Source organism: Nesterenkonia sp. HG001, from assembly GCF_034438835.1.
Taxonomy (GTDB): Bacteria; Actinomycetota; Actinomycetes; order Actinomycetales; family Micrococcaceae; genus Nesterenkonia; species Nesterenkonia xinjiangensis.
Genome location: NZ_JAOSZD010000002.1, coordinates 345,613 through 367,370 on the forward strand (window position 1 = coordinate 345,613; position 21,758 = coordinate 367,370).

Genomic DNA, 21,758 nt, shown 5'->3' on the forward strand with positions numbered 1-21,758 from the left:
TGGAGTCGATTCAGGAGTCGTGACGGCGGTAGACCGGGATGAGCCGGCCTTCCGGGTCGAGGCGCTCGAGCATGGCCTCGGTGATCTCGCCCAGCTGGTCGATCTGCTCGTCGGTCAGTGCGTCGATCACATGGTGCCGCACGGTGGCGACGTGTCCGGGCGCGGAGTCCTGGACCTTCGCCCAGCCGACCTCGGTGAGCCGGGCGCAGGTGGCGCGTGCGTCGTCTGGACTCCGTCGGCGTTCCACCAGGCCGCGGTCCTCGAGCCGGCGGATCACATGGGAGAGTCGGGGGAGGGTGGCATTGGTCCGTGCCGCCAGGGTGGTCATCTGCAGGGACTGCTCCTCCGTCTCGGAGAGCACGGCCAGCACGTAGTACTCGAAATGGGTCAGGCCAGCCTCGCGGCGCAGCTGGGAGTCCAGCACGCCGGGGAGCAGCTCAAGCACGGCGGTCAGCCGCACCCAAGCGGCCAGCTGTCTCTTGTCCAACCACTGTGCGTCCACAGGTTGATTCTCTCCCGGAAGAGTTGAAGGGACAACTGTCCTGCATTATCGTGGTTGTAGCGACAATAAAAATGCTGCGCTCGAACCCCGGGACGCAGCCCTGAGCCTCACAGAGGCCGCCCCTCTCGTCGAAAGGTCTCCCTCTCCATGCGTACTCTGCTCAACCCTGCCGCCGCTGCTCCGGCGCTGACCGACCTGGCACTGCTGATCGCCCGGGTGGCGCTGGGAGTCATCCTCGTCGCTCACGGCTGGCAGAAGTTCGACGAATGGACCGTCGCCGGGACGGCGGCCTCCTTCGAAGGCATGGGCGTTCCGGTGCCCTCGGCGAGCGCCGCGATCGTCACCGGTGCCGAGCTGGTCGGCGGGGTGCTCCTGATCCTCGGGCTGCTCACTCCGATCGTGGCCCTCATCAACGCCGTGTCCATGCTCGTGGCCCTGTTCCTGGTGCACGCGCCGGCGGGGCTCTTTGTCAGTGAGGGCGGCTATGAGCTCGTCCTGGCGCTCTTCGCCGGGCTGATCATCCTGGCGGCCACCGGGGCGGGCCGCTTCAGTCTGGACCGACTGATCGCCCCGGCGCGGAGGCGCCGGGCGAAGGTGCGCGCTTGAGGCGCTGAGTGTCGGGTGACTCGCGCGGCGCCAGTTCACTGCGGTAGTCCCCTCATGCGACGAAGCCCTCGGTCAAAATCGCTCTGACCGGGGGTTTCGTCTGTTCTGCGGAGTCATCTCAGAGGTCTGTCCAGAGGCATGCTCCGCAACCCTCGTCCGTGAGGGTGGGGAGAATGTGGTCCTGCCCTCCTGTCGAGCGAGGCTGTCTAGCTCGCCTCGCCCCACGCTCGAGGCATCCTCACATCCTCAGTCGATGACTGTCACCACTCGTCGTCCGTCGCGCCGGGCGGACACACTCCTTCTCGTCCATAAGAATTCTCCAACAACGTCCGAACCCCGGTCTGCTCACCTCTGAGTCGATGTCGATGCTTCCCTCCCGCCCCCGAGTGCCTCGGCTTCTTACCCCATGTCTCCAGGGGGTCTCACAGAGCTCATGATGTCCTACCATCGTGGGTAAGCTGCTGCCTCTCGACCACACCGAGGCCAATGTCCCGCCCACGTCGCACGCTGTCTCCGACGCGGTGCGCCACTACCGCGAACCGCGTGGGCTCACCCGTGACGAGCTCACCTACGTCCTGCACCACAGCGGCTACGATCTCGACGTCGATGATCTGCGCGGCATCGAGGACCGGCTGACGGTCGCCACTGTCGATGACCCCACCGCCATCGCCTATGCACTCGAGATCAGCCCGCAGACCTGCTGACCCACATCCCCGTCGACCAGCTGGTCTCCGAAGGGCCCAGGGCTACAGGCCTTCCCTGCGATGTGGAGACCTGTGAACTGCACGACTCGACCTCCGGGAAGACTACGCTCGATCGGCAAGCCGCTAGGCATGGAAAGAACAACTGGTGCGTGACCTGCGCCTCCGCTCCACGCACATCGAGAATCAGCTGCACGGTGCGCAGCTGGAGATCTAGGAGCTCGGTGAGTTGGGCAAGCAGGAGGCTGAGATGCCTGTGATGCAGCGTCTGTTCGCCCGCGTCCGCGATGATGAGCACAAGCTCGCAGAAGTCGACGTCGCTCTGGCGCTGGCCGAACAGCGTCTCGACAGCTTGAAGGAGAAGCCCGGGTGGTCCATCTGAATTACCTTCTGGCGGCTGACTCCCAGGAGTGGGAGGCTTCGTTGAGGCTTCTGTGACAGAGCGTCGATAAACGTCTGCCGGTACGGTGGAGGTTGAGGCAGATATCGTCGACGAAGGGGATTTGATGGACCGGGATTCTCGGGAGAGGCCTCACGAGGCCGTGCCGAACGGTCCTCCTCGAGCTGCAGTCACCTTGATCAGGCCCGTTCGTCGAGGCTACAGAGACGCGTCGACACAGTGCCCTCAGACATAGAAGAACCCCGTGCGCGTGATGCTCACGGGGTTCTTCGTTCTGTAGGATTCGTCGCGACGTCAGCCGGTTCCCGGGATGCGCCGACTTGAGCGTCAGGGTTGTCGTGATGACGAGTGCCTCGAGCCGACTCCGGGACTTGTGCCCATGGCTCGCCGACGCATCGAGCAAGGGCCCTTGCACGCCCCCTCAGTCGCGACGCTTTCGCTTGGATAGCCAATAGACAAGGTACGACAGGAGTGCAATGACAAGGATGATCACTACAGTGTTTGCTACTGCTGCTGCTTGCATTTTGTCGAATCCTTACTAGTTGTGGTTTATGACTGCCCGACCATTGATGATGGAGACTTCCATCCATGCTGTCCAGCCGAGAGGGAATCCCTGGAAGGCGACAGAGACATCCGATGAGTAGCGAACCCGGTTACTGGCCATGTAGTCGAGACGGTGGTTGCTTAGCGCACCCCCGATGAATCTGTGCTGGGTGCCATAAGCTCTAGTAGTCCTGCCGTCATGTGAGTCGAAGTGGAATCCTTTTTGGATGACTCCGTGGTCTTGGCTCGCATGGTATCCAGTCGCGGTTTTTCCAGAGATGCTGCAGTTGCTCACGGAGCCGCCCAGGAGAGGGTTCGCTGTCTCTCCGGCGTCCTCTTCAGGCTGGTCGACCGTAGTAGGGGAGACTGATCCGTCCTCGTAGTACGCTACCGTTTGCTCAACTTCGCCTATAGTGACCGTGTCGACGTCTACAGGATCAGATCCCTCGGAGAGTGAATCCCACGGCTCCCCCTCTTCAAGCTTCTGGAGCAGGTGCTCCTGATCCCCTTGGGGAACGTCGTGCTCATTGAGGAACTGAGTCAGCTCCTGCTCTCCTGCTTCATCGAGAGCTGCACCGTCTGAAGAGGATGCGTGCGCTGGGGGCGCAATAAGCGTTGCGCCCAGACATAGAACGACGCATATAGCTGACGCATATTTCACTGGAATCCTCCGATGAATAGTTGAGACTCGTCGAAGGGGCGCCCTCACATAACCTGCGCGGCAGCGATTGAGCGTCGGTCTGGCCGTTGCTTAGAAAGCTGTCGTCGATCGAGTCGTTGCTGGATTCTCCAATTCGATCCCTCGCTAGTTCGATCGGCCAACAATCCCACGCTCTCAGCAGACCTCGTTCCCCGTCAAGGACGCGCCTCAATATCGGCGGGTCACGGATTCGCAGGCCCGACAGTGCGGAGAATCGAGCCGTTCGTGTCTAACGATCGTCCAGAAAATCCTCCCAGGCTGAACATGACGTTGATGCTGGGGGAGCCTCCGCTGGGCAGAAGTGGATCAAGTCGTGCTGATCGTTTCTGCGTCCTCGAGCGTGAAGGGCTCGGTTTGCGCTCGATGTCCAGCTCCTCGTCCATGCTCAGGCGCTAGACCACAGGTTTCCGTGCTGCTCGACGTGTGGCAGTGCCTCCGTTCTGGTCGGCTTCACGGGAGCTGCGTGTGTCAGGCATGATCAGCACGCCGAAGGTATTTACCTGCATGCAGGACTTCCAGGATCACCGGACTCTACAGCGGGCGATAGCTGCCTTCAGCCGCCAGGGACAGCAGAAAGTCTCGCTGCAGGCTGGGCCAGAGGACGCAGGGGTCCAAGACGGCGGAGAACTTCATCCACGTCTGCGGTGTCATCGACATCGACAGACAGTCCTTCGAGCGCGGCGTACTGGGCCTCTCGGCACTGTCGAGAGCTCCGAGGAGAGCCCGTGGGGCAACCTGACCCGGGGTGGTGAGATGTTCTATCGGGAAGGTTCTCTGCGTGTTCAGCCGGCTGATGAGGAGCTGATAGGCTCCAGCAACTCAGGGCTGTTGTTGCGCACATCTCTCGCTTCAGGCCCGACCTCGTGGACCTCCCAGGTGGCTGCCACCGCGAAGGCCCCATCCATCCCGCACGGTCTCCACGAGCCAGGCAGCACCAGCCTTCTCCGGCTTCTCAGGGTGGAGCCAGTCTTGGATCTCTGAGGCGCTCACCGGCAACGGCAGCCGGTCATGCAGCCCAGCCAGATCATCCAGTGATCCACGACTGCCTGGCTCAGATGCCGGCCCGGTGAGAATCGCCAGCGGGAGCCCCAGACGTCATCGCTGGGGGCTTGGGGTCACGCCACCACTGGCAGAGGTCGGCGAAGGGTCAGCTGCGGGGCCAGTAAGAGGTACTGACAATAGTACGCACACGGAACCCTGCTGAGGTGCCTCAGCATACCCCCCCCAAGTGACCCCCCACTTAGGCCGGTGGGTTCGCCCCGGACACGACAAAGGCTCTGGTCAGAAGCTTCTGACCAGAGCCTTTGTCGTCTCGATGGAGCCACCTGCCGGAATCGAACCGGCGACCTATTCATTACGAGTGAATCGCTCTACCGACTGAGCTAAGGTGGCCTGCCCGCCTGGGGCCTGAGGCCCACGCGCGCGATGCACCACATTACTCGGCTCTCGGCACACCGGTCAAAACCGGCCAGGGACAGGTCGGCAGGTCACTGATCCGGGGCTACAGCACCGGTGAGAACTCCTCATGGTTCTCCAGTCGTGCGTCGGCGAGCAGCGGCACCACCTGCACCGGCCCGCGGGCCTCAATGAGCACGCTGCGGGACACCGATCCGAGCAGCGCGCTGGTGATGCCTCCGCGTCCTCGGGTGCCCATCACGGTCAGCTGGGCGCGTGCGGTGGCCGACGCCATCACATGTGCGGCCGAACCTTCTTCGAGCACTCCCTCGATGCTCAGCCCCGGGAAGTGGGAGCCCAGCCAGCGTGCTTCCCCGTCGAGACGTTCCTGCAGCCCCTGCAGCTCCTTGTCCGTGATGCCGGCGTCCTTCGCGGAGCGCGAGGAGTACCAGAGCACCGATGAGTCGATGGGCGGCAGCGCCAGGAGCACCTCCAGGTTCGTCCCGCGGGCCATGGCCGCCTCTGCGGCATGCAAGGCCGCCACCCGCCCATGGCGGGACCCGTCGACGCCGACGATCACGGGCCGGTCGTCAGGACGAGGCGTGAACCGGGTGGCGCCGCCGATCATCCCTGGGTCGTATCTGCGATTGACCACCGTGGTGGGGCAGTGTGCGTGGACGGGAAGCGCGGAGGAGACGGATCCGAGCAGCCGGCCGACGAATCCACCGCGGCCGCGACCGCCGACGACCGCGAAGGCCGCGTTCTCCGATCGGGCGATCATCACCCCTGCGGCATCTCCGTGCTCCACCCGGTACGCGACCTTTCCCGGGTAGTTCCGCAGGTGTTCGCGGGCCTCGTCCAGCATGTCTTCGGCGCCGCGGCGGGCCAGCGAATCGCCGGTGATCTCCGCCGCCGAGTCCACATAGCCGGCGACGGCGCGCGGCACGGTGAAGGCGCTGATCACGGTCAGGGGCAGTGAGCGACGGTGGGCCTCGACCGCGGCATAGTGCAGGGCTCGAGTTCCCTGGTCCGAGGCGTCGAAGCCGACGATGACTCCCAGACCCCGGGACTCGCGCGTGTAGGGGATGGCTCTTCGGTGCCGAGCATCTTCGTTCATGGCGACCTCCTGGGCACAGCGGTGGGCGGAGCTGCCGACGACGGTGCTCACCACCGCTGGCGACGTCACCGTCCTCCAGCTACCGCCATTCTAACGAAGGGCGCCTCTCACCAGCAGGGATGCGGGCCGGTCTCAACATTCCTGGCGTCCCTCGAACAGCTCTCCGGTGAGCAGGTAGGAGTCCACGATGTCGGTGACGCAGGTGTTGCCCGGACGGTAGGCGAGATGTCCTTCGCCGTCGTAGACCAGCAGCGAAGAGCTCTCCACCATCTGATGCATATCCTCGGCCCAATGGACCGGGGTCGCCGGGTCTCCGGTGGTGCCGATGAACAGGATCTCCTCGACATCGTCGAGCTGAGGTTCGCCGGGTTCTCCGACCGCCTCGAAGGGCCATTCGGAGCAGGCGATGCCTGAGTGTCCCAGGTAGGGGCCGAAGGTCGGGGCCGCCTCCACCGTCTCGTCGTACTCGGCCTCGATGCTCTCGAGGTCCTCGGAGACCGGATGGTCCAGGCACATGATCGCCCGGAAGGCGAGCTGGCTCTTCCACCCGTAGCTGCCGTCGGGCTCCCGCCCGGCGGCGAGGTCGGCCCAGTCCTGGAAGGAGGAGAGGTCGTCCTCCAGGATCGCGGCACCCAGCGCCTCGTTGAGCATCGGCCAGCCGCCGGAGAAGTACAGGGGCTGGATGAAGCCGCTGACCAGGACGCTGACCGAGATGGTCCGGCCGTCAGGCCCCTCCCGGGGCTCCTCGGAGACCTCTTCGAAGAGTCCGGCGACGGCGTCGACGACGTCCTCGGGCTCGCCGTCCACGGGGCAGCTGTCCTGGGCGGCGCACCATTCGGCATAGCCCTGCAGCGCCGCCTCGAAGCCCACAGCCTGATCCATGGAGAGCTCGTGGTCGCTCAGCGAGGTGTCCATCATCCCGTCGAGCACGAATCGGCCCACAGAGGCCGGGTGCTCCTCGGCGTAAGCGATCCCCAGGTGCGTGCCGTAGGAGAACCCCAGGTAGTGCAGCTGCTCCTCGCCCAGTGCGGCTCGGATGACGTCCATGTCACGGGCCGCGGAGACGGTGTCCACATGCTCCAGCACGTCTCCGGTGTTCTCCAGGCACTGCTCGCCCAGCCACTGGGCGTCTTCGCGGGCCTCTTCGACGGCGGCCTCGTCGTCGAACTCGTCGTCGGCCTCCGCCACGCGCTCCCGGTTTTCGTCCATCTCCTCGTCGGTCAGGCATTCCACCGGCGCGGAGCGGTGCACCCCGCGGGGATCGAAGCCGACGACGTCGTGGTTCTCCAGCAGCTCGGGGGTGAAGAAGTAGCGCAGGTCTTCGGCTACGGAGTCATAGCCCGAGACCCCGGGCCCGCCCGGGTTGATGAGCAGATGCGGGGCGTCCGGGCCGCCCGTGTCGGAGCTGATGATCTGGATCTCGAGGGTCTCACCCTCCGGGTCCGCATAGTCCAGAGGCACCTCGACGGCGGCGCACAAGGCAGAACGCTCGCACTCCTCCCACTGCAGCTCCTGCTCATAGAAGCGTGAGTAGGCGGGGTCCCCGGCGAAGCCGCGGCCCTCCTGAGCGGTCGCGGTCTGCTCCGGTTCAGCGGGGGAGTCCAGCGGCACGCAGCCGGTCAGCAGCAGCGCGAAGGCGCCCGCTCCGGCCAACAACCGTCGGCTCCGTGTCGCAGTGATCGTCATGATGTGGGGCTCCCCTCAGCGTCGGTGGTCCTCGACGGACAGGAAGGACATCATCAGCGCCTCCATGGCCAGCAGCGGTGGTACGTTCTGCCCGATCCGCATGCGGGCGGCGCTGATCGCGTCCAGGCACCCCAGCGCGTGCTCGGGGCTCAGGTTCTCGGCGTAGTCGGTCAGCTCGGCGCGCAGGTGGTCGTTGATGAGTTCGACGCCGGCGGAGAGCTTGAGGCTCAGCACGTCTCGGTAGACAGCGGTCAGGTCGATCAGCGCCCGGTCCAGGGAGTCGGCCACGGCGCGCTTGGCCCGACGCGTGTTCTCCTCTTCGAGGCGCTTGAACTGGCTGCGCAGCTTCGGCGGGATCTTCTCCTCCACGTCGAGCCCGAGGGACCTGCGCAGTGCGGCCTGCTCCTGGGCGAGCCGCGCCTCGGCCGCGGACTCGGCATCGGCCTGTGTCATCTCCACGAGCTTCCCTGCGGCCTGGACGGCGTCGGTGGAGGTGCGCACCCGCAGCGGCAGGGTCACCACGTTCTCCCGCCGGCTGCGCACCTCCGGATCGCGGGCGAGCCGGCGGGCGACGCCGACATGGTTCTGCGAGACCCGGGCGGCGAAGTGGGCCTGCTGGGCGTTGAGCCCGTCCCGCGCCACCAGCAGCCGGGCGACCGCCTCGGCCGGGGGGATGCGCAGGCTGACCATCCGGCACCGGGAGCGGATCGTGACCAGCACATCGGCAGGGCTGGGGGCGCAGAGCACCCAGATGGTGTGCGGAGGCGGCTCCTCGATGGCCTTCAGCAGCACATTGGTGGCGCGCTCGGTCATCCGATCGGCGTCCTCGACGACGATCACCCGCCAACGGGTTCCCTGCGGCCGATCCTGGGCGGTGGTCACCAGCTCGCGGATGTCCTCGATGCGGTAGGTGACGTTCTCCGTGGAGACCAGCTTCACCGAGGGGTGGGCCCCGGTGATGATGAGCCGACACGTGCGGCAGCTCCCGCAGCCCCGCCCCGCGGGGGATTCGACCTCGCAGTTCAGCGCGGCCGCGAAGGCCCGGGCGGCATTGGAGCGGCCCGAACCCGGCGGGCCGGTGAACAGCCAGGCATGGGCCGGGGCGCTGGAGGTCACTGCGCGGCGCAGCTGGTCCACCACGGGCTCCTGGCCGACGAGCTCGCCGAAGACGCCGGTGGGATCCGTCGAGGCAGAGCTGCCGTTCTCGGCGTGCCCGGTCTCCGTGCTGACCGCAGGGCTCTCAGTCATCGGGCGCCTCCTGGGTGGCCAGCCCCGTGCCGGCGGGCAGCAGCGCGGCCACACGGGCGCGGATCTGCCGGTGCACAGCGTCGGGGTCCTGGGCGGCGTCGATCACCAGATAGCGTTCCGGCTCACCGGCCGCCCGGGAGAGGAAGGCCTCACGGATGCGGGTGCGGAAGGCGTCGTCGGCGGACTCCATGCGATCACCAGGCCCACCGTCGCGGCCGGCGCGGCGCTGATGGGACACCGTCGGGTCCACGTCCAGGAGGATCGTCAGATCGGCCTGCAGCCCGGTGGTCGCCCAGCCGTTGAGCTCGGCGATCTTCTCGGCACCCAGCCCGCGGCCCACGCCCTGATAGGCGACGGAGGAGTCCACGTAGCGGTCACAGAGCACCGCGGAGCCGGCCTCCAGCGCGGGGTCGATCCGCTGGACCACGTGCGCGGCGCGGGAGGCGGCGAAGAGCAGCGCCTCGGTGCGCGGGTCCACCTCGCCCTGCCCGTGCTCCAGCACCAGAGAGCGGATACGCTCGCCGACAGGGGTGCCTCCGGGCTCGCGGGTGCGCTCGCAGGCGACGTCGCGGGATCGCAGCCAGGACTCGAGCAGATCCAGCTGCGTGGTCTTGCCGGCGCCGTCGCCGCCCTCGACGACGATGAAGGCGCCGCGGGTGCTGCTGGGCTTGGTCTCTGTCACGCGGACCAGCCTAGCGGCTCCACCTGACGCGTTCACGACGCCGCGGCGGCCCGGCAGATGACCAGGGCGGGCGCCCGGCGCCGTCTCAGAGCATGGACCCCGGCTGCAGGGGCGGTCCGGGGACCCGGGGGTTCGGCTACCGTGGCTGATGTGACTGACGAACGTACCTATCTCGTGTCCGGGGGCCGCGGAGCCCACCAGGAGGGTGCCCCGGTGAACCCGCCGGTGGACTTCACCTCCACCTACCGTTATCGACCCGGTGCGGAGAGCCGCTGGGACTATGCCCGCGAAGGGGTGCCGTCCTGGGCGCCCCTGGAGGAGCTGCTGGCTCACCTGGAGGCCGGCACTCGGCAGGGGCACCGCGGGCACGGATTCGTCACCACCGCGGAGGAGCACCCGGTCGCGGTGCTGCCGGGGCTGCTGTTCTCCTCCGGCATGGCGGCGATCTCCGCCGTCACCCACCTGCTCCCCCCGGGAGGTCACCTGATCCTGCCCCGGCACAGCTACATGGGATTCTCCTCCCTGGCCCAGCAGATGGCCGATCGCGGGCTGCTCACCCTGCACCGGGTGGACATTGCCGAGACCGAGGCGGTGAAGACCACCATCGCCGACGTCGCCACCCTCGCCCAGGCGCAGGACTCCCCGGTGATGCTCTGGGTCGAGTCCCCGACGAACCCGATGCTGGAGGTCGCGGATCTGCCGGCGCTGCTGGCCGAGGCCAAGCGGCGTGGGCTGATCACGGTGGTGGACAACACCTTCGCCACGCCGCTGCGTCAGCAGCCGCTGAAGCACGGGGCCGACGTCGTCGTCCACTCGGTGACGAAGTTCCTCGCGGGTCATTCGGACCTCATCATGGGCGCAGCGATCACCGCCGATGAGGAGCTGCACCGACGGCTGCATGAGCACCGCACGCTGCACGGCGCGATCCCCGGGCCCATGGAGGTCTTCCTCGCGCTGCGCGGGGTCCGCACCCTGGCGGTCCGGCTCGACGCCGCAGAGTCCAACGCCGGGGAGCTGGCCCGCCGCTTCGCCGCGCTGCTGGGCACGGGGGAGACCCCGCTGCGCGGAGTGCGCTACCCAGGTCTGGACACCCACCCGCAGCATTCGCGCGCCGCCGCCCAGCTGGGCGGGTTCGGCGCCATCCTGACCATCGAGCTTCCCGACGGCGACACCGCCGACGCGGTGCTGGAGAACCTGAGCCTGTGGACCCCGGCCACCAGCCTCGGGGGAGTGGAGTCGCTGGCGGAGCGGCGACGTCGCCACGCCACCGAGCCTGAGACGGTGCCCGACGGGCTCATCCGTCTCTCGGTGGGCATCGAGCATGTGGACGACCTCTATGCGGACCTGCTGCACGCCCTGCGGCTGGTCGCCTCGGAAAACCGCGACGAGAACGGATAACATCGAGTCATGTCCGGAATCTGGTACGCCGTCCTCATCTCCGAGGTCTATCTGTTCCTCGCCTTCGCCGTCGTCTGCCTCATCGTGGCTGGCCTGGCGTTGGTGAAATGTCTGCCGAAGAACGCCCAGCGCTTCGACATCGCGTTCAAGCGCACCAAGGGCTTCTGGCTGGGTATGACCGGCGGTGCGGCGCTGCTCTGCCTGTTCGGCGTCTACTCCCAGCTCTTCGGCGGCCCGTTCGGTTTCCTGTTCCCGGTGATCGGGGCGACCATGGCCGCCGTCTATCTGGCCGACGTGGACCCCGCAGTCTCCGAGTGAGCGGCTCCGACCCTCGTTCCGCGCCCGCTGACGTGCGCCCTCAGTACCGACGTCATCCAACACATCACGCATCGGAAGGGATCACCGCCAGATGAGCTATGACCTCATTCTGCTCCGCCACGGACAGAGCGACTGGAACCAGAAGAACCTCTTCACCGGCTGGGTGGACGTGCCGCTGACCGAGCAGGGCCGTGCCGAGGCCGCCCGGGGCGGTGAGCTGCTCGCCGAGAACGACCTGCTGCCCGACGTGGTCCACACCTCGCTGCTGCAGCGCGCCATCACCACCGCTCACCTCTCGCTGGAGGCCGCCGACCGCCTGTGGATCCCGGTCAGGCGCGACTGGCGTCTCAACGAGCGCCACTACGGCGCGCTGCAGGGCAAGGACAAGTCCCAGGTCCGTGAGGAGTACGGCGACGAGCAGTTCATGACCTGGCGCCGCTCCTACGACACTCCGCCGCCCGAGCTCGACGCCGACGACGAGTTCTCACAGGTCGGGGACCCCCGCTACGCGGACCTCGGGGGCGCCGCCCCGCGCACCGAGTGCCTGGCCGACGTCGTCGAGCGTTTCCTGCCCTACTGGGAGGCGGAGGTGATCCCGGACCTGAAGGCGGGGAAGACGGTGCTGCTGGCCGCGCACGGCAACTCGCTGCGCGCCCTGGTGAAGTACCTGGACGGCATCAGCGACGAGGACATCGCAGGGCTGAACATCCCCACCGGCATCCCGCTGCACTACCAGCTGGACGAGGACTTCATGCCTGTCACGGCCGGTGGCACCTACCTGGACCCGGAGGCCGCGAAGGACGCCATCCAGGCGGTCGCGAACCAGGGCAAGAAGTGAGCCTGCGGGGCTGAGCCCCGCAGGCCCGGTTCACTCGGCGGGCGTCCTGACGTCCCACTCCCCGGTGACCAGGTAGGCGACCTTCTTGGCCACGGAGACCCCGTGGTCGCCGAAGCGCTCGAAGTACCGGCTGGCCAGAGTGCAGTCAGCGGTGGTCGCGGCCGAGGCGTCCCAGTCCTCCTCGGCGATCAGCCGGAACACCGAAGCGTGCAGCGCGTCGATCTCTGCGTTCTCCGCGGCGATCTCCTCCACCAGGGCGAGGTCACGGGTCTGCAGCAGCACGACCACCTTCTCACCCACGTTCTGCGCGTGCCGGGCCATCTTCGCGTAGACCGGCTTCAGATGGTCGGGAGAGACATGGTCCGGGTAGCGCAGCCGCACCAGCTGACCGATGTGTCGGGCGAGATCTCCCATACGTTCCAGCGAGGTGCTCATCCGCAGGGCACCCACGATGGTGCGCAGATCGGAGGCGACCGGGCCCTGCAGCGCCAGCAGGTCGATCGCGCGCTCGTCGAGGTCGTTCTGCAGTGAGTCGATCCGCTGGTCGGCGGCGATCACCTCCTCGGCCAGCTGCACATCGGCCGCCTCGAAGGCGCGGTAGGCCTTCTGCATGGCCTGCGAGACCAGGGTGGAGATGTCGATCAGCTGCTCACCGAGGTTCTGGAGGTCTTCCTGAAAGAGCTTGCGCACGTGGGACGGGTCCTTTCGTCGAGGTGGAGGCCGCGGCCTGCCGCGGGTGCGCCGACGGATCCCGGAGCATTCCGACGCCCCAGGCTCGCTGATGCACGTGAACAGGTGCCCCGGCGCCAGTCAACCATCAGGTGAACGCTTGTTGAACCCCTGCCCGGTGGAGGGGCTGACGGCGACGAGCGCGTGAACACATGCCTAAGCTGTACAGGTGGATTCCCTGCTCATCGCCATCGTCTCCGGTCTGGTCGGCCTGCTCCTCGGCGTGGCCGGGATGCACGCGTTCCGGGTGAGCGAGCTGCAGCGCGCGGCCGGGATCGACGTGGACGAGCCGACCATGCCCGCCGGAGCCACCGAGGTGCTGGCCTCGCTGGGACTGGCCTACATCGTCGTCGACACCGTCGACGGCGTGGTGCGCGCCAATCCGGCCGCCTACGCCTTCGGTCTGGTGCGCGGCCACACGGTGGTGCATCAGGAGCTCCTGGCGCTCACGGCACGGGTGCGTGCCGACGGGGTCATCATCGACCAGGACCGCGAGCTGCCGCGTGGACTGCAGGGCGAGTCCAGCATCGTCGTCCACCTGAGGGTGGCTCCGCTGGGGGACGAGTACATCCTGGTCCTCGCCGAGGACCGCACCGAGTTCTCCCGGACGGAGGCGGTCCGCAACGACTTCGTCGCCAACGTCTCGCACGAGCTGAAGACCCCGGTGGGGGCGATCTCGCTGCTGACCGAGACCATCGAGGACGCCGCCGACGACGAGGTCGCGATCCGGCGCTTCGCCCAGCGGCTGCAGCTGGAGTCCGTCCGGCTCGCCGCGCTGGTCCAGGACATCATCGAGCTCTCCCGCGTGCAGGGGAAGAACGTCGTCCATGCCGGCCTGCCGGTGGACCTCGACGAGGTCATCTCCGAGGCGGTGGACCGCTCCAGGCTCCCGGCCGAGGCCAAGGACATCACCATCAGGGTCGGCGGCTCACTGCCGCGCGGGGTGCATGGGGATCATGACCAGCTCACCATGGCCTTCCGCAACCTCATCGACAACGCGGTGCGATACTCGCCGGAGGGAACCCGGGTCGGGGTCGGGCTCTCCTCCCGCGACGGCATCGCTCAGGTGACCATCACCGATCAGGGCATCGGTATCTCCCCGGAGGACCAGGAGCGCATCTTCGAACGGTTCTACCGGGTGGACGCCGCCCGCTCGCGCCAGACCGGGGGCACCGGTCTGGGGCTGAGCATCGTCAAGCACGTCATCACCAATCACGGGGGCGAGGTCTCCCTCTGGTCCCAGCAGGGCAAGGGGTCCACGTTCACCGTGCGCATCCCGGAGCTCGAGGAGGGCCAGGAGCCCGGCGAGCCGGAGGACGGCGCACCGGCCGACGACGTCGGCCCCCGATCAGACCATGTGCAGTCCGACCGTGCTCGCGCCGGTGAAGGAGGAACAGAGTGACCAGGATTCTCATCGTCGAAGACGAGGCTTCATTCTCCGAGGCCCTGTCGTACACCCTGGAGAAGGAGGGATATGAGGTCTCCGTCGCCGACGACGGCCTCCGTGCTGTGGAGCTCTTCGACAAGGAGGGGGCCGATCTGGTCCTGCTGGACCTGATGCTGCCCGGACAGCCGGGCACGGAGGTGTGCCGGCAGATCCGGCAGCGCTCCAATGTGCCGGTGATCATGCTCACCGCCAAGGACTCGGAGATCGACAAGGTCGTGGGCCTGGAGCTCGGGGCCGATGACTATGTCACCAAGCCCTATTCCTCCCGGGAGCTGCTGGCACGGGTCCGAGCGGTGCTGCGCCGTCATGTGGACACCGAGATCGACGACACCGCCACGGTGGCCGCCGGCCCGGTGCGCATGGACGTGGAGCGGCATCATGTGGAGGTGGGCGGGGAGACGGTGAGCCTGCCGCTGAAGGAGTTCGAGCTGCTGGAGATGCTGCTGCGCAACTCCGGGCGGGTGCTGACCCGCGGTCAGCTCATCGATCGCGTGTGGGGCTCCGACTATGTGGGGGACACCAAGACCCTTGATGTGCACGTGAAGCGCCTGCGCGCGAAGATCGAGCCGGACCCCTCCCAGCCGCAGCACCTGATCACGGTGCGCGGCCTGGGCTACAAGTTCGAAGAGTGAGGCGGCGTCCCGGTGCGGGGCGCTAGACTGAGCGAGGCCCGCTGTGCCCGCAGCCGGGGTGCGGCCGGCCGCCGTGCCCCGCAGCGGCGGGACCTGCAGGGGTCCTGCCCTCCAGCCGTGTCGGAGAGAAGGAGCGTACGTGTCGAACGTGCACAACACCAGTCCCACCCCGGAGGAGACCCCCTCTGCCACGGAGCGGCAGCCCATCCGGCGCGCCCTGGTCTCGGTCTATGACAAGACCGGCCTGACCGAGCTCGCCCAGGGGCTCCATGCCGCGGGTGTCGAGCTGGTCTCCACCGGCTCCACTGCGAAGCGGATCGCCGACGCCGGCGTGCCGGTCACCGAGGTCTCCGAGGTCACCGGCTTCGCCGAGTGTCTGGATGGACGGGTCAAGACCCTGCATCCGCGGGTGCATGCCGGGATCCTGGCCGACCGCCGTCGTGAGGATCACCGCGCCCAGCTCGAGGAGCTGGAGATCGCGCCCTTCGACCTGGTGGTGGTCAACCTGTACCCGTTCGCCGAGACGGTCGCCTCCGGCGCCTCGGAGGACGAGATCGTCGAGCAGATCGACATCGGCGGCCCTTCGATGGTGCGCGCGGCGGCGAAGAACCATGCCTCGGTGGCGGTGGTGGTGGATCCGCTGCGCTATTCCGAGGTGGTCTCCGCCGCTGATCAGGGCGGTTTCAGCCTGCCCACCCGGAAGCGCCTGGCCGCCCTGGCCTTCGCGCACACGGCCGCCTACGACACCGCGGTCGCCCGGTGGACCTCCCAGCAGTTCGACGACGACTTCGACGCCGCCTCGGTGCCGGCTCCGCCGCTGTCCCGTGACGACAAGGCGCTGCAGTTCCCGCCCTACGCGGGCCTGGCCCTGGAGCGGATCACCGGGCTGCGCTACGGGGAGAACTCGCACCAGCCGGCCGCGCTGTACGGGGAGACCCACGCCGACCCGGGCCTCGCCCAGGCGGAGACCCTCCACGGCAAGGCGATGAGCTACAACAACTATGTCGACGCCGACGCGGCGGTCCGCACCGCCTATGACTTCGACGCCCCTGCGGTGGCGATCATTAAGCACGCCAACCCGTGCGGAATGGCCGTGGGCGAGTCGGTGGCCGAGGCGCACCGCCGGGCCCACGCCTGCGATCCGCTCTCGGCCTTCGGCGGTGTCATCGCGGCGAACCGCACGGTCACCGCGGAGATGGCCGCCACCGTCTCGGAGATCTTCACCGAAGTGGTCGTCGCCCCAGGTTTCGAGGACGAGGCGCTGCAGATCCTCACCCGGAAGAAGAACATCCGTCTGCTCCGGCTGCCCGCAGGGCATCGCCGTGACCGGGTGGAGTACAAGCAGATCTCCGGCGGCATGCTGCTGCAGGCCTCGGACGCCCTGCAGGCGGAGGGCGACTCCGCCGGCCGGTGGAAGCTGGCCTCCGGTGAGTCCGCCGATGACGACACCCTGGCTGATCTGGAGTTCGCCTGGCGAGCCGTCCGCTCGGTGAAGTCCAATGCCATCCTGCTGGCCCGCCAGGGGGCGACGGTGGGCATCGGCATGGGTCAGGTCAACCGCCTGGACTCCTGCCGGCTGGCCGTGCAGCGCGCCAACACGCTGGCGGGTGACGGCGTGGACCGGGCCCGTGGCGCGGTGGCCGCCTCCGACGCCTTCTTCCCCTTCGCCGACGGGCTGCAGTCCCTCATCGCCGCCGGCGTGCGCGCCGTGGTGCAGCCGGGTGGATCCCAGCGTGACCAGGAGGTCGTCGACGCGGCCCAGGAGGCCGGTCTGACGATGTACCTCACCGGGGCGCGACATTTCTTCCACTGACCTGACGGGCAAGATGCCCGTCGGCGTGCGAGCATGGCCACGCGGGGGTGGTCACGCCCGCTGGCGATGACCACCCATCGGTGCGAACACCCTCGGAAGGGGTGATGTCAGTGTCAGAGAAACTGGACGAGCTCGCAGAAATGGTCCGTCATGAACGGCTGCGAGATCTGCGCGAGGCGCTGGATGACCTTCCGGTCGGCGAGATCGTCGACTTCCTGGAGCGCCTCGGGGTGCAGGACCGTGCCGTGGCCTTCCGTCTGCTGGCCAAGGACCAGGCGGTCGAAGTCTTCGACCTGCTGGACCAGGCCCTGCAGCACGAGATCATCGAAGGTCTGAAGGATGTCGACGTCGCCCTGTACTTCGACTCCCTGGACCCAGACGACCGTGTCCGGCTGATGGACGAGATGCCGGCTTCGGTGGCGCGCAAGATGATGCGTCACCTGGATCCGCGCGAGCGCAGCCTGACCAACATCGTGCTGGGGTACCCCTCCGGCACGATCGGCCGTCAGATGAGCCCCGAGTTCGTCGCTCTGCCGGAGCACTGGACGGTGGGGCAGGCCATGGAGAAGATCCGCCGCGCCGGGGACGAGGCCGAGACCCTCTACACCCTGCCGGTGGTGGATCGGCAGCGGCTGCTCAAGGGCGTGGTCTCGCTGCGTGACCTGGTCTCGGCGGACGCCGAGGCCGCCATCGACTCGCTGCTGACCGAGGTCGACTCCGTGGACGCCGACCACGACGCCGAGGACGCGGCGCGCCTGTGCGCCGACCGGAAGCATCTGGCGATGCCGGTCACGGACAAGGAGCACCGGGTGGTCGGCATCTTCACAGTCGACGACGCCCTGGACATCTTGGAGCGGGCGGAGTCGGAGGATGCGGCCCGTCACGGTGGTGCCGAGCCGCTGCACCGCCCCTACCTGTCCACGCCGGTGCTGACGATCATGCGCTCCCGCATCATCTGGCTGCTGGTCCTGGCCATCGGCGCGACGCTGACCGTGCAGGTCCTCGACGTCTTCGAGGAGACCCTCGAAGCGGTGGTGGTCCTGGCGCTGTTCGTGCCGCTGCTCATCGGCACCGGAGGCAACACCGGCAACCAGGCGGCCACCACCGTCACCCGTGCCATGGCCCTGGGCGATGTCACCACCCGAGATGTGTTCAAGGTGTTCTGGCGAGAGGTCCGGGTCGGGCTGACGCTGGGCTCGGTGCTCGGGGTCCTTGGATTCCTGCTGGTCAGCTGGCGCTGGGAGTGGCACGTGGGCGCGGTCATCGGCCTCACGCTGCTGGCCATATGCACCCTGGCGGCCTCGGCCGGCGGGCTGATGCCGATCCTGGGCAAGAAGCTCGGTGCGGATCCGGCGGTGTTCGCGAATCCGTTCATCTCCACCTTCGTGGACGCGACCGGACTGATCATCTACTTCGTCATTGCCCGGGCCGTGCTGGGGATATGACCTCCCTGGGTCGCAGCCTCCGGTGACATGGAGGACGGGACGTGGCCCGCACTCCGGTAGATTTGGACCGTTGACCCTGACCACAGACCTCGAGGGAGATCACGCGCCGATGGCCAAGATCATCTACACCCACACCGACGAAGCGCCGATGCTGGCGACCTATTCGTTCAAACCCATCGTGGAGGCCTTCGCCTCGACCGCAGGGGTGGAGGTGGAGACCCGGGACATCTCGCTCGCCGGCCGCATCATCTCCCAGTTCCCCGACCACCTGGCCGAGGATCAGCGCGAGTCCGATGCGCTGGCCGAGCTGGGTGAGCTGGCCAAGACCCCTGAGGCCAACATCATCAAGCTTCCCAACATCTCCGCCTCGGTGCCGCAGCTGAAGGCGGCCGTCGCGGAGCTGCAGTCCCAGGGCTACGCCCTGCCGGACTACCCGGAGTCCCCCTCCACCGAGGATGAGAAGGAGATCCGCGCCCGCTACGACCGGGTGAAGGGCTCCGCGGTGAACCCGGTGCTGCGTGAGGGAAACTCCGATCGTCGTGCTCCGGAGTCGGTGAAGGCCTATGTGCGGGCCAACCCGCACCGCATGGGCGCATGGACCCCGGAGTCGAAGACCAACGTGGCCACCATGGGGCGGGATGACTTCGCCTCCAACGAGAAGTCCGTGGTGCTGGAGTCCGAGGACACCTGCAGGATCCAGCTGGTCACCGAGTCCGGTGAGACCGTGGTGCTCCTGGAAGAGCTGCCTGTCCAGGCCGGCGAGGTCCTCGACGCCACCGTGATGCGCGCGGCCGCGCTGGACGAGTTCCTGGCCGCCCAGGTGGCCCGGGCCAAGGAAGAGGGCGTGCTGTTCTCCGCCCACCTGAAGGCCACCATGATGAAGGTCTCCGACCCGATCATCTTCGGCCACATCGTCAAGGCCTACTTCCCGGAGCTGTTCGCCGCCTACGGTGACGAGCTGGCCGAGGCCGGCCTGTCCGCCAACGACGGCCTGGCCTCCATCCTCTCCGGCGTCGAGGACCTCGCTGCGGAGGTCGCAGACGGTGTGAAGGCCGAGATCGAGAAGGCGCTGGCTGAGGGTCCGCGTCTGGCGATGGTCGATTCGGACCGGGGCATCACCAACCTGCACGTGCCCTCGGATGTCATCGTCGACGCCTCGATGCCGGCGATGATCCGCAACGGCGGCCACATGTGGGGCCCGAAGGGCGAGGAGGACGACACCCTCGCGGTCATCCCGGACTCCTCCTACGCGGGGGTGTACCAGGCGGCGATCGACGACTGCCGCACCCACGGCACCCTGGACCCCGCCACCATGGGCACGGTGCCGAACGTCGGCCTGATGGCGCAGAAGGCCGAGGAGTACGGCTCCCACGACAAGACCTTCGAGATCTCTCAGCCGGGCACCGTCCAGGTGCTCGACGCCGCCGGGGCGGTGCTTCTGGAGCACCAGGTCGAGGCCGGTGACATCTGGCGCGCCTGCCAGACCAAAGACGCCCCGATCCAGGACTGGGTCAAGCTGGCGGTCTCCCGGGCCCGTGAGACCGGCGCGCCCGCGGTGTTCTGGCTGGACGCTCAGCGCGCCCACGATGCCAACCTGATCACCAAGGTGGAGGCCTACCTGGCTGACCACGACACCGAGGGCCTGGACATCCGCATCATGAACCCGGTGGAGGCCACCACGCTCTCCCTGGAGCGCATCCGCCGCGGGGAGGATACCATCTCGGTGACCGGAAACGTGCTGCGGGACTACCTGACCGATCTGTTCCCGATCCTCGAGCTGGGCACCTCTGCGAAGATGCTCTCCATCGTCCCGCTGATGGCAGGCGGCGGTCTCTTCGAGACCGGTGCCGGCGGCTCGGCGCCCAAGCACGTCCAGCAGCTGGTCCAGCAGAACTACCTGCGCTGGGACTCCCTGGGTGAGTTCTTCGCCCTGGTCCCCTCGCTGGAGAAGTACGCCGAGCAGGCGGACGCCCCGCGGGCCAAAGTGCTGGCCTCTGCCCTGGACCGTGCCACATCGACCTTCCTGATGGAGAACCGCTCCCCGGGGCGGAAGCTGGGCACCATCGACAACCGCGGCTCGCACTTCTACCTGGCCCAGTACTGGGCCAAGGAGCTGGCCGAGCAGACGGAGGACGCCGGCCTGGCGCAGGTCTTCGGGCCGGTGGCCGAGCAGCTCGTGGCGCAGGAGGAGTCCATCCTCGCCGAGCTCAACGGTGTGCAGGGCCAGTCGGTGGAGCTGGACGGCTACTACCGCCCCGACGACGCGAAGGCCGCTGTGGCGCTGCGCCCCTCGGCCACGCTGAACGGCATCGTCGACGGGATCAAGGGCTGATGAGCCTCAGCTGAGGCGTCTCGATCGAGGACGCCGTGATCCTCGGATGATCCATGAAGGGCCCGGTCTCCCGTGCGGGAGGCCGGGCCCTTCGTGCATGGACCGGGGCCGTGCCTGCACGCGGCATCGTCCCCGTCACCTCGCCGGCGCAGCAGGTGGGATCCCCGTAGGATGGTGCTCTGCAGCACATTCCGCCGCACCGGACCCTGGGGTGCCGGCGCGGGCAGTCAACTGATCGGAGGCCTCGTGACATCACGCATCCACATCCTTCCCGAGGGGGAGCAGGAGCTCGTCTCCGGACTGGAGGCTCAGGGCGCCGACGTCGTCGGGGCGGACGAGCGCCCCACCGGCGTCGTGGTGACCGGCATGTTCAAGAGCTTCAACCTCGAGGAGATCCTCGAGCAGAACCCCCAGGTCGAGTGGGTGCAGCTCCCCAGCGCCGGGATCGAGAAGTACGGGAAGATCCTTCGCCGCTTCCCGGAACGACTCTGGACCTCGGCCAAGGGCTCCTATGCCGCGCCGGTCGGTGAGCATGGACTCCTGCTGACCCTGGCGGCGCTGCGTGGGCTGAAGGCCCGGGCGAAGGCGACCAGCTGGGGCGCCGAAGGTGGCATCTCGCTGAACGGGCTGCGCTGCGTGGTCATCGGAGCCGGGGGAGTGGCCGCCGAGATGGTGCGCCTCTACAAGGCCTTCGACACCCATGTCACCGTGGTGCGCCGCACCGAGACCCCCCTCGAGGGAGCAGACCGGACCGTGTCCCAGGACCGACTGGAGGAGGCGCTCGAGGGCGCCGACGTCCTCGCCCTGGCCGCCGCGGTCACTCCGGCCACGGAGAAGATGATCGGCGCCGAGCAGCTGGCCCTGCTGGCGGACGGCGCGGTGGTCTCGAACGTCGGGCGCGGCAGGCTGATCGATCATGACGCCCTGGTGGGTGCGCTGCGCAGCGGCAAGCTCCGCGGTGCCGGGCTCGACGTCACCGAGCCGGAGCCGCTTCCCGAGGGGCACCCTCTCTGGGAGCTGGAGAACTGCCTGATCACCCCTCACACTGCTGACACCAAGGCGATGGTGGTCCCGCTGCTGCGTGAGCGCATCCTGGAGAACCACCGCCGCCTGCGCGACGGCGAGCCGCCGGTCGGCGTCGTCGACCCGGCCCAGGGGTACTGAGCTCGCGGCGCCGGCCCGCTCACGGCTCAGCGGACCCCCCTGCACCGACCATCCGATCAGAG

19 protein-coding genes and 1 tRNA gene are annotated in these 21,758 nt (G+C 67.8%); 12 read left to right on the forward strand and 8 right to left on the reverse strand.

Annotated features, from left to right (window positions below; all coding sequences use genetic code 11):
• Positions 1 to 10: 10 nt before the first annotated feature.
• Positions 11 to 502: a MarR family winged helix-turn-helix transcriptional regulator gene (locus ODE13_RS04470; RefSeq protein ID WP_322478162.1), complete on the reverse strand. Its 492-nt coding sequence runs from the start codon at positions 500 to 502 to the stop codon at positions 11 to 13.
• Between the two features lie 147 nt (positions 503 to 649).
• On the opposite strand from ODE13_RS04470, the gene ODE13_RS04475 reads away from it, so the two are divergent.
• The 3 genes from ODE13_RS04475 (at position 650) to ODE13_RS04485 (ending at position 2,191) form a co-directional block, all read left to right on the forward strand.
• The gene (locus ODE13_RS04475) at positions 650 to 1,108 is read left to right on the forward strand and encodes a DoxX family protein (protein ID WP_322478163.1); all 459 of its coding nucleotides are present in this window, start codon (positions 650 to 652) and stop codon (positions 1,106 to 1,108) included.
• 449 nt (positions 1,109 to 1,557) lie between these two features.
• Entirely contained in the window at positions 1,558 to 1,812 is a 255-nt protein-coding gene (locus ODE13_RS04480; RefSeq protein WP_322478164.1) for a hypothetical protein, read from the forward strand.
• 247 nt (positions 1,813 to 2,059) lie between these two features.
• On the forward strand, positions 2,060 to 2,191 hold the full coding sequence (locus ODE13_RS04485; RefSeq protein ID WP_322478165.1) for a hypothetical protein: 132 nt from the start codon (positions 2,060 to 2,062) through the stop codon (positions 2,189 to 2,191).
• A gap of 556 nt (positions 2,192 to 2,747) precedes the next feature.
• Here ODE13_RS04485 and ODE13_RS04490 read toward each other — a convergent pair.
• The 6 genes from ODE13_RS04490 to tmk all read right to left on the reverse strand — a co-directional run bounded on the left by ODE13_RS04490 (position 2,748) and on the right by tmk (position 9,580).
• Positions 2,748 to 3,413: a hypothetical protein gene (locus ODE13_RS04490; protein WP_322478166.1), complete on the reverse strand. Its 666-nt coding sequence runs from the start codon at positions 3,411 to 3,413 to the stop codon at positions 2,748 to 2,750.
• Positions 3,414 to 4,768: 1,355 nt separating this feature from the next.
• Positions 4,769 to 4,844: transfer RNA gene (locus ODE13_RS04495), tRNA-Thr, on the reverse strand.
• Between the two features lie 109 nt (positions 4,845 to 4,953).
• Positions 4,954 to 5,964 carry a universal stress protein gene (locus ODE13_RS04500; RefSeq protein ID WP_322478167.1) on the reverse strand — a complete coding sequence of 337 codons (1,011 nt, stop codon included), beginning with the start codon at positions 5,962 to 5,964 and terminating at the stop codon, positions 4,954 to 4,956.
• Between the two features lie 132 nt (positions 5,965 to 6,096).
• On the reverse strand, positions 6,097 to 7,650 hold the full coding sequence (locus tag ODE13_RS04505; protein WP_322478168.1) for an alpha/beta hydrolase: 1,554 nt from the start codon (positions 7,648 to 7,650) through the stop codon (positions 6,097 to 6,099).
• A gap of 15 nt (positions 7,651 to 7,665) precedes the next feature.
• Entirely contained in the window at positions 7,666 to 8,898 is a 1,233-nt protein-coding gene (locus ODE13_RS04510) for a DNA polymerase III subunit delta' (RefSeq protein ID WP_322478169.1), read from the reverse strand.
• Positions 8,891 to 9,580, reverse strand: a complete 690-nt coding sequence (gene tmk / locus ODE13_RS04515) for a dTMP kinase (protein WP_322478170.1) — start codon at positions 9,578 to 9,580, stop codon at positions 8,891 to 8,893. Before tmk ends, ODE13_RS04510 begins: the two co-directional genes overlap by 8 nt.
• Positions 9,581 to 9,730: 150 nt before the next feature.
• Between tmk and ODE13_RS04520 the strand changes: the two genes are divergently transcribed.
• The 3 genes from ODE13_RS04520 to ODE13_RS04530 all read left to right on the forward strand — a co-directional run bounded on the left by ODE13_RS04520 (position 9,731) and on the right by ODE13_RS04530 (position 12,134).
• A complete protein-coding gene (locus tag ODE13_RS04520) occupies positions 9,731 to 10,978 on the forward strand; it encodes a trans-sulfuration enzyme family protein (protein WP_322478171.1) in 1,248 nt (415 codons plus the stop codon).
• 9 nt (positions 10,979 to 10,987) lie between these two features.
• The gene (locus ODE13_RS04525) at positions 10,988 to 11,296 is read left to right on the forward strand and encodes a DUF2516 family protein (RefSeq protein ID WP_322478172.1); all 309 of its coding nucleotides are present in this window, start codon (positions 10,988 to 10,990) and stop codon (positions 11,294 to 11,296) included.
• Positions 11,297 to 11,387: 91 nt separating this feature from the next.
• Complete coding sequence (locus tag ODE13_RS04530) at positions 11,388 to 12,134, forward strand: phosphoglyceromutase (RefSeq protein ID WP_322478173.1); 747 nt, start codon at positions 11,388 to 11,390, stop codon at positions 12,132 to 12,134.
• Between the two features lie 30 nt (positions 12,135 to 12,164).
• On the opposite strand, the gene phoU is transcribed toward ODE13_RS04530, so the two are convergent.
• Complete coding sequence (gene phoU, locus ODE13_RS04535; RefSeq protein WP_179540696.1) at positions 12,165 to 12,824, reverse strand: phosphate signaling complex protein PhoU; 660 nt, start codon at positions 12,822 to 12,824, stop codon at positions 12,165 to 12,167.
• Positions 12,825 to 13,032: 208 nt separating this feature from the next.
• Here phoU and ODE13_RS04540 point away from each other — a divergent pair, with 208 nt between their 5' ends.
• The 6 genes from ODE13_RS04540 (at position 13,033) to ODE13_RS04565 (ending at position 21,696) form a co-directional block, all read left to right on the forward strand.
• Positions 13,033 to 14,265 (forward strand): sensor histidine kinase, encoded by a 1,233-nt coding sequence (locus tag ODE13_RS04540; protein ID WP_322478174.1) that lies wholly within the window; start codon positions 13,033 to 13,035, stop codon positions 14,263 to 14,265.
• Positions 14,262 to 14,942: a response regulator gene (locus tag ODE13_RS04545; protein WP_179540695.1), complete on the forward strand. Its 681-nt coding sequence runs from the start codon at positions 14,262 to 14,264 to the stop codon at positions 14,940 to 14,942. The genes ODE13_RS04540 and ODE13_RS04545 overlap by 4 nt, the downstream gene beginning before the upstream one ends.
• A 139-nt stretch (positions 14,943 to 15,081) precedes the next feature.
• On the forward strand, positions 15,082 to 16,755 hold the full coding sequence (gene purH, locus ODE13_RS04550) for a bifunctional phosphoribosylaminoimidazolecarboxamide formyltransferase/IMP cyclohydrolase (protein WP_416210549.1): 1,674 nt from the start codon (positions 15,082 to 15,084) through the stop codon (positions 16,753 to 16,755).
• Positions 16,756 to 16,859: 104 nt separating this feature from the next.
• Positions 16,860 to 18,200, forward strand: a complete 1,341-nt coding sequence (mgtE, locus tag ODE13_RS04555; protein WP_179540694.1) for a magnesium transporter — start codon at positions 16,860 to 16,862, stop codon at positions 18,198 to 18,200.
• A 109-nt stretch (positions 18,201 to 18,309) separates the two neighbouring features.
• Positions 18,310 to 20,532: an NADP-dependent isocitrate dehydrogenase gene (locus ODE13_RS04560; RefSeq protein WP_322478356.1), complete on the forward strand. Its 2,223-nt coding sequence runs from the start codon at positions 18,310 to 18,312 to the stop codon at positions 20,530 to 20,532.
• 246 nt (positions 20,533 to 20,778) lie between these two features.
• Positions 20,779 to 21,696: a D-isomer specific 2-hydroxyacid dehydrogenase family protein gene (locus ODE13_RS04565; RefSeq protein ID WP_322478175.1), complete on the forward strand. Its 918-nt coding sequence runs from the start codon at positions 20,779 to 20,781 to the stop codon at positions 21,694 to 21,696.
• The last annotated feature ends 62 nt before the right edge of the window (positions 21,697 to 21,758 follow it).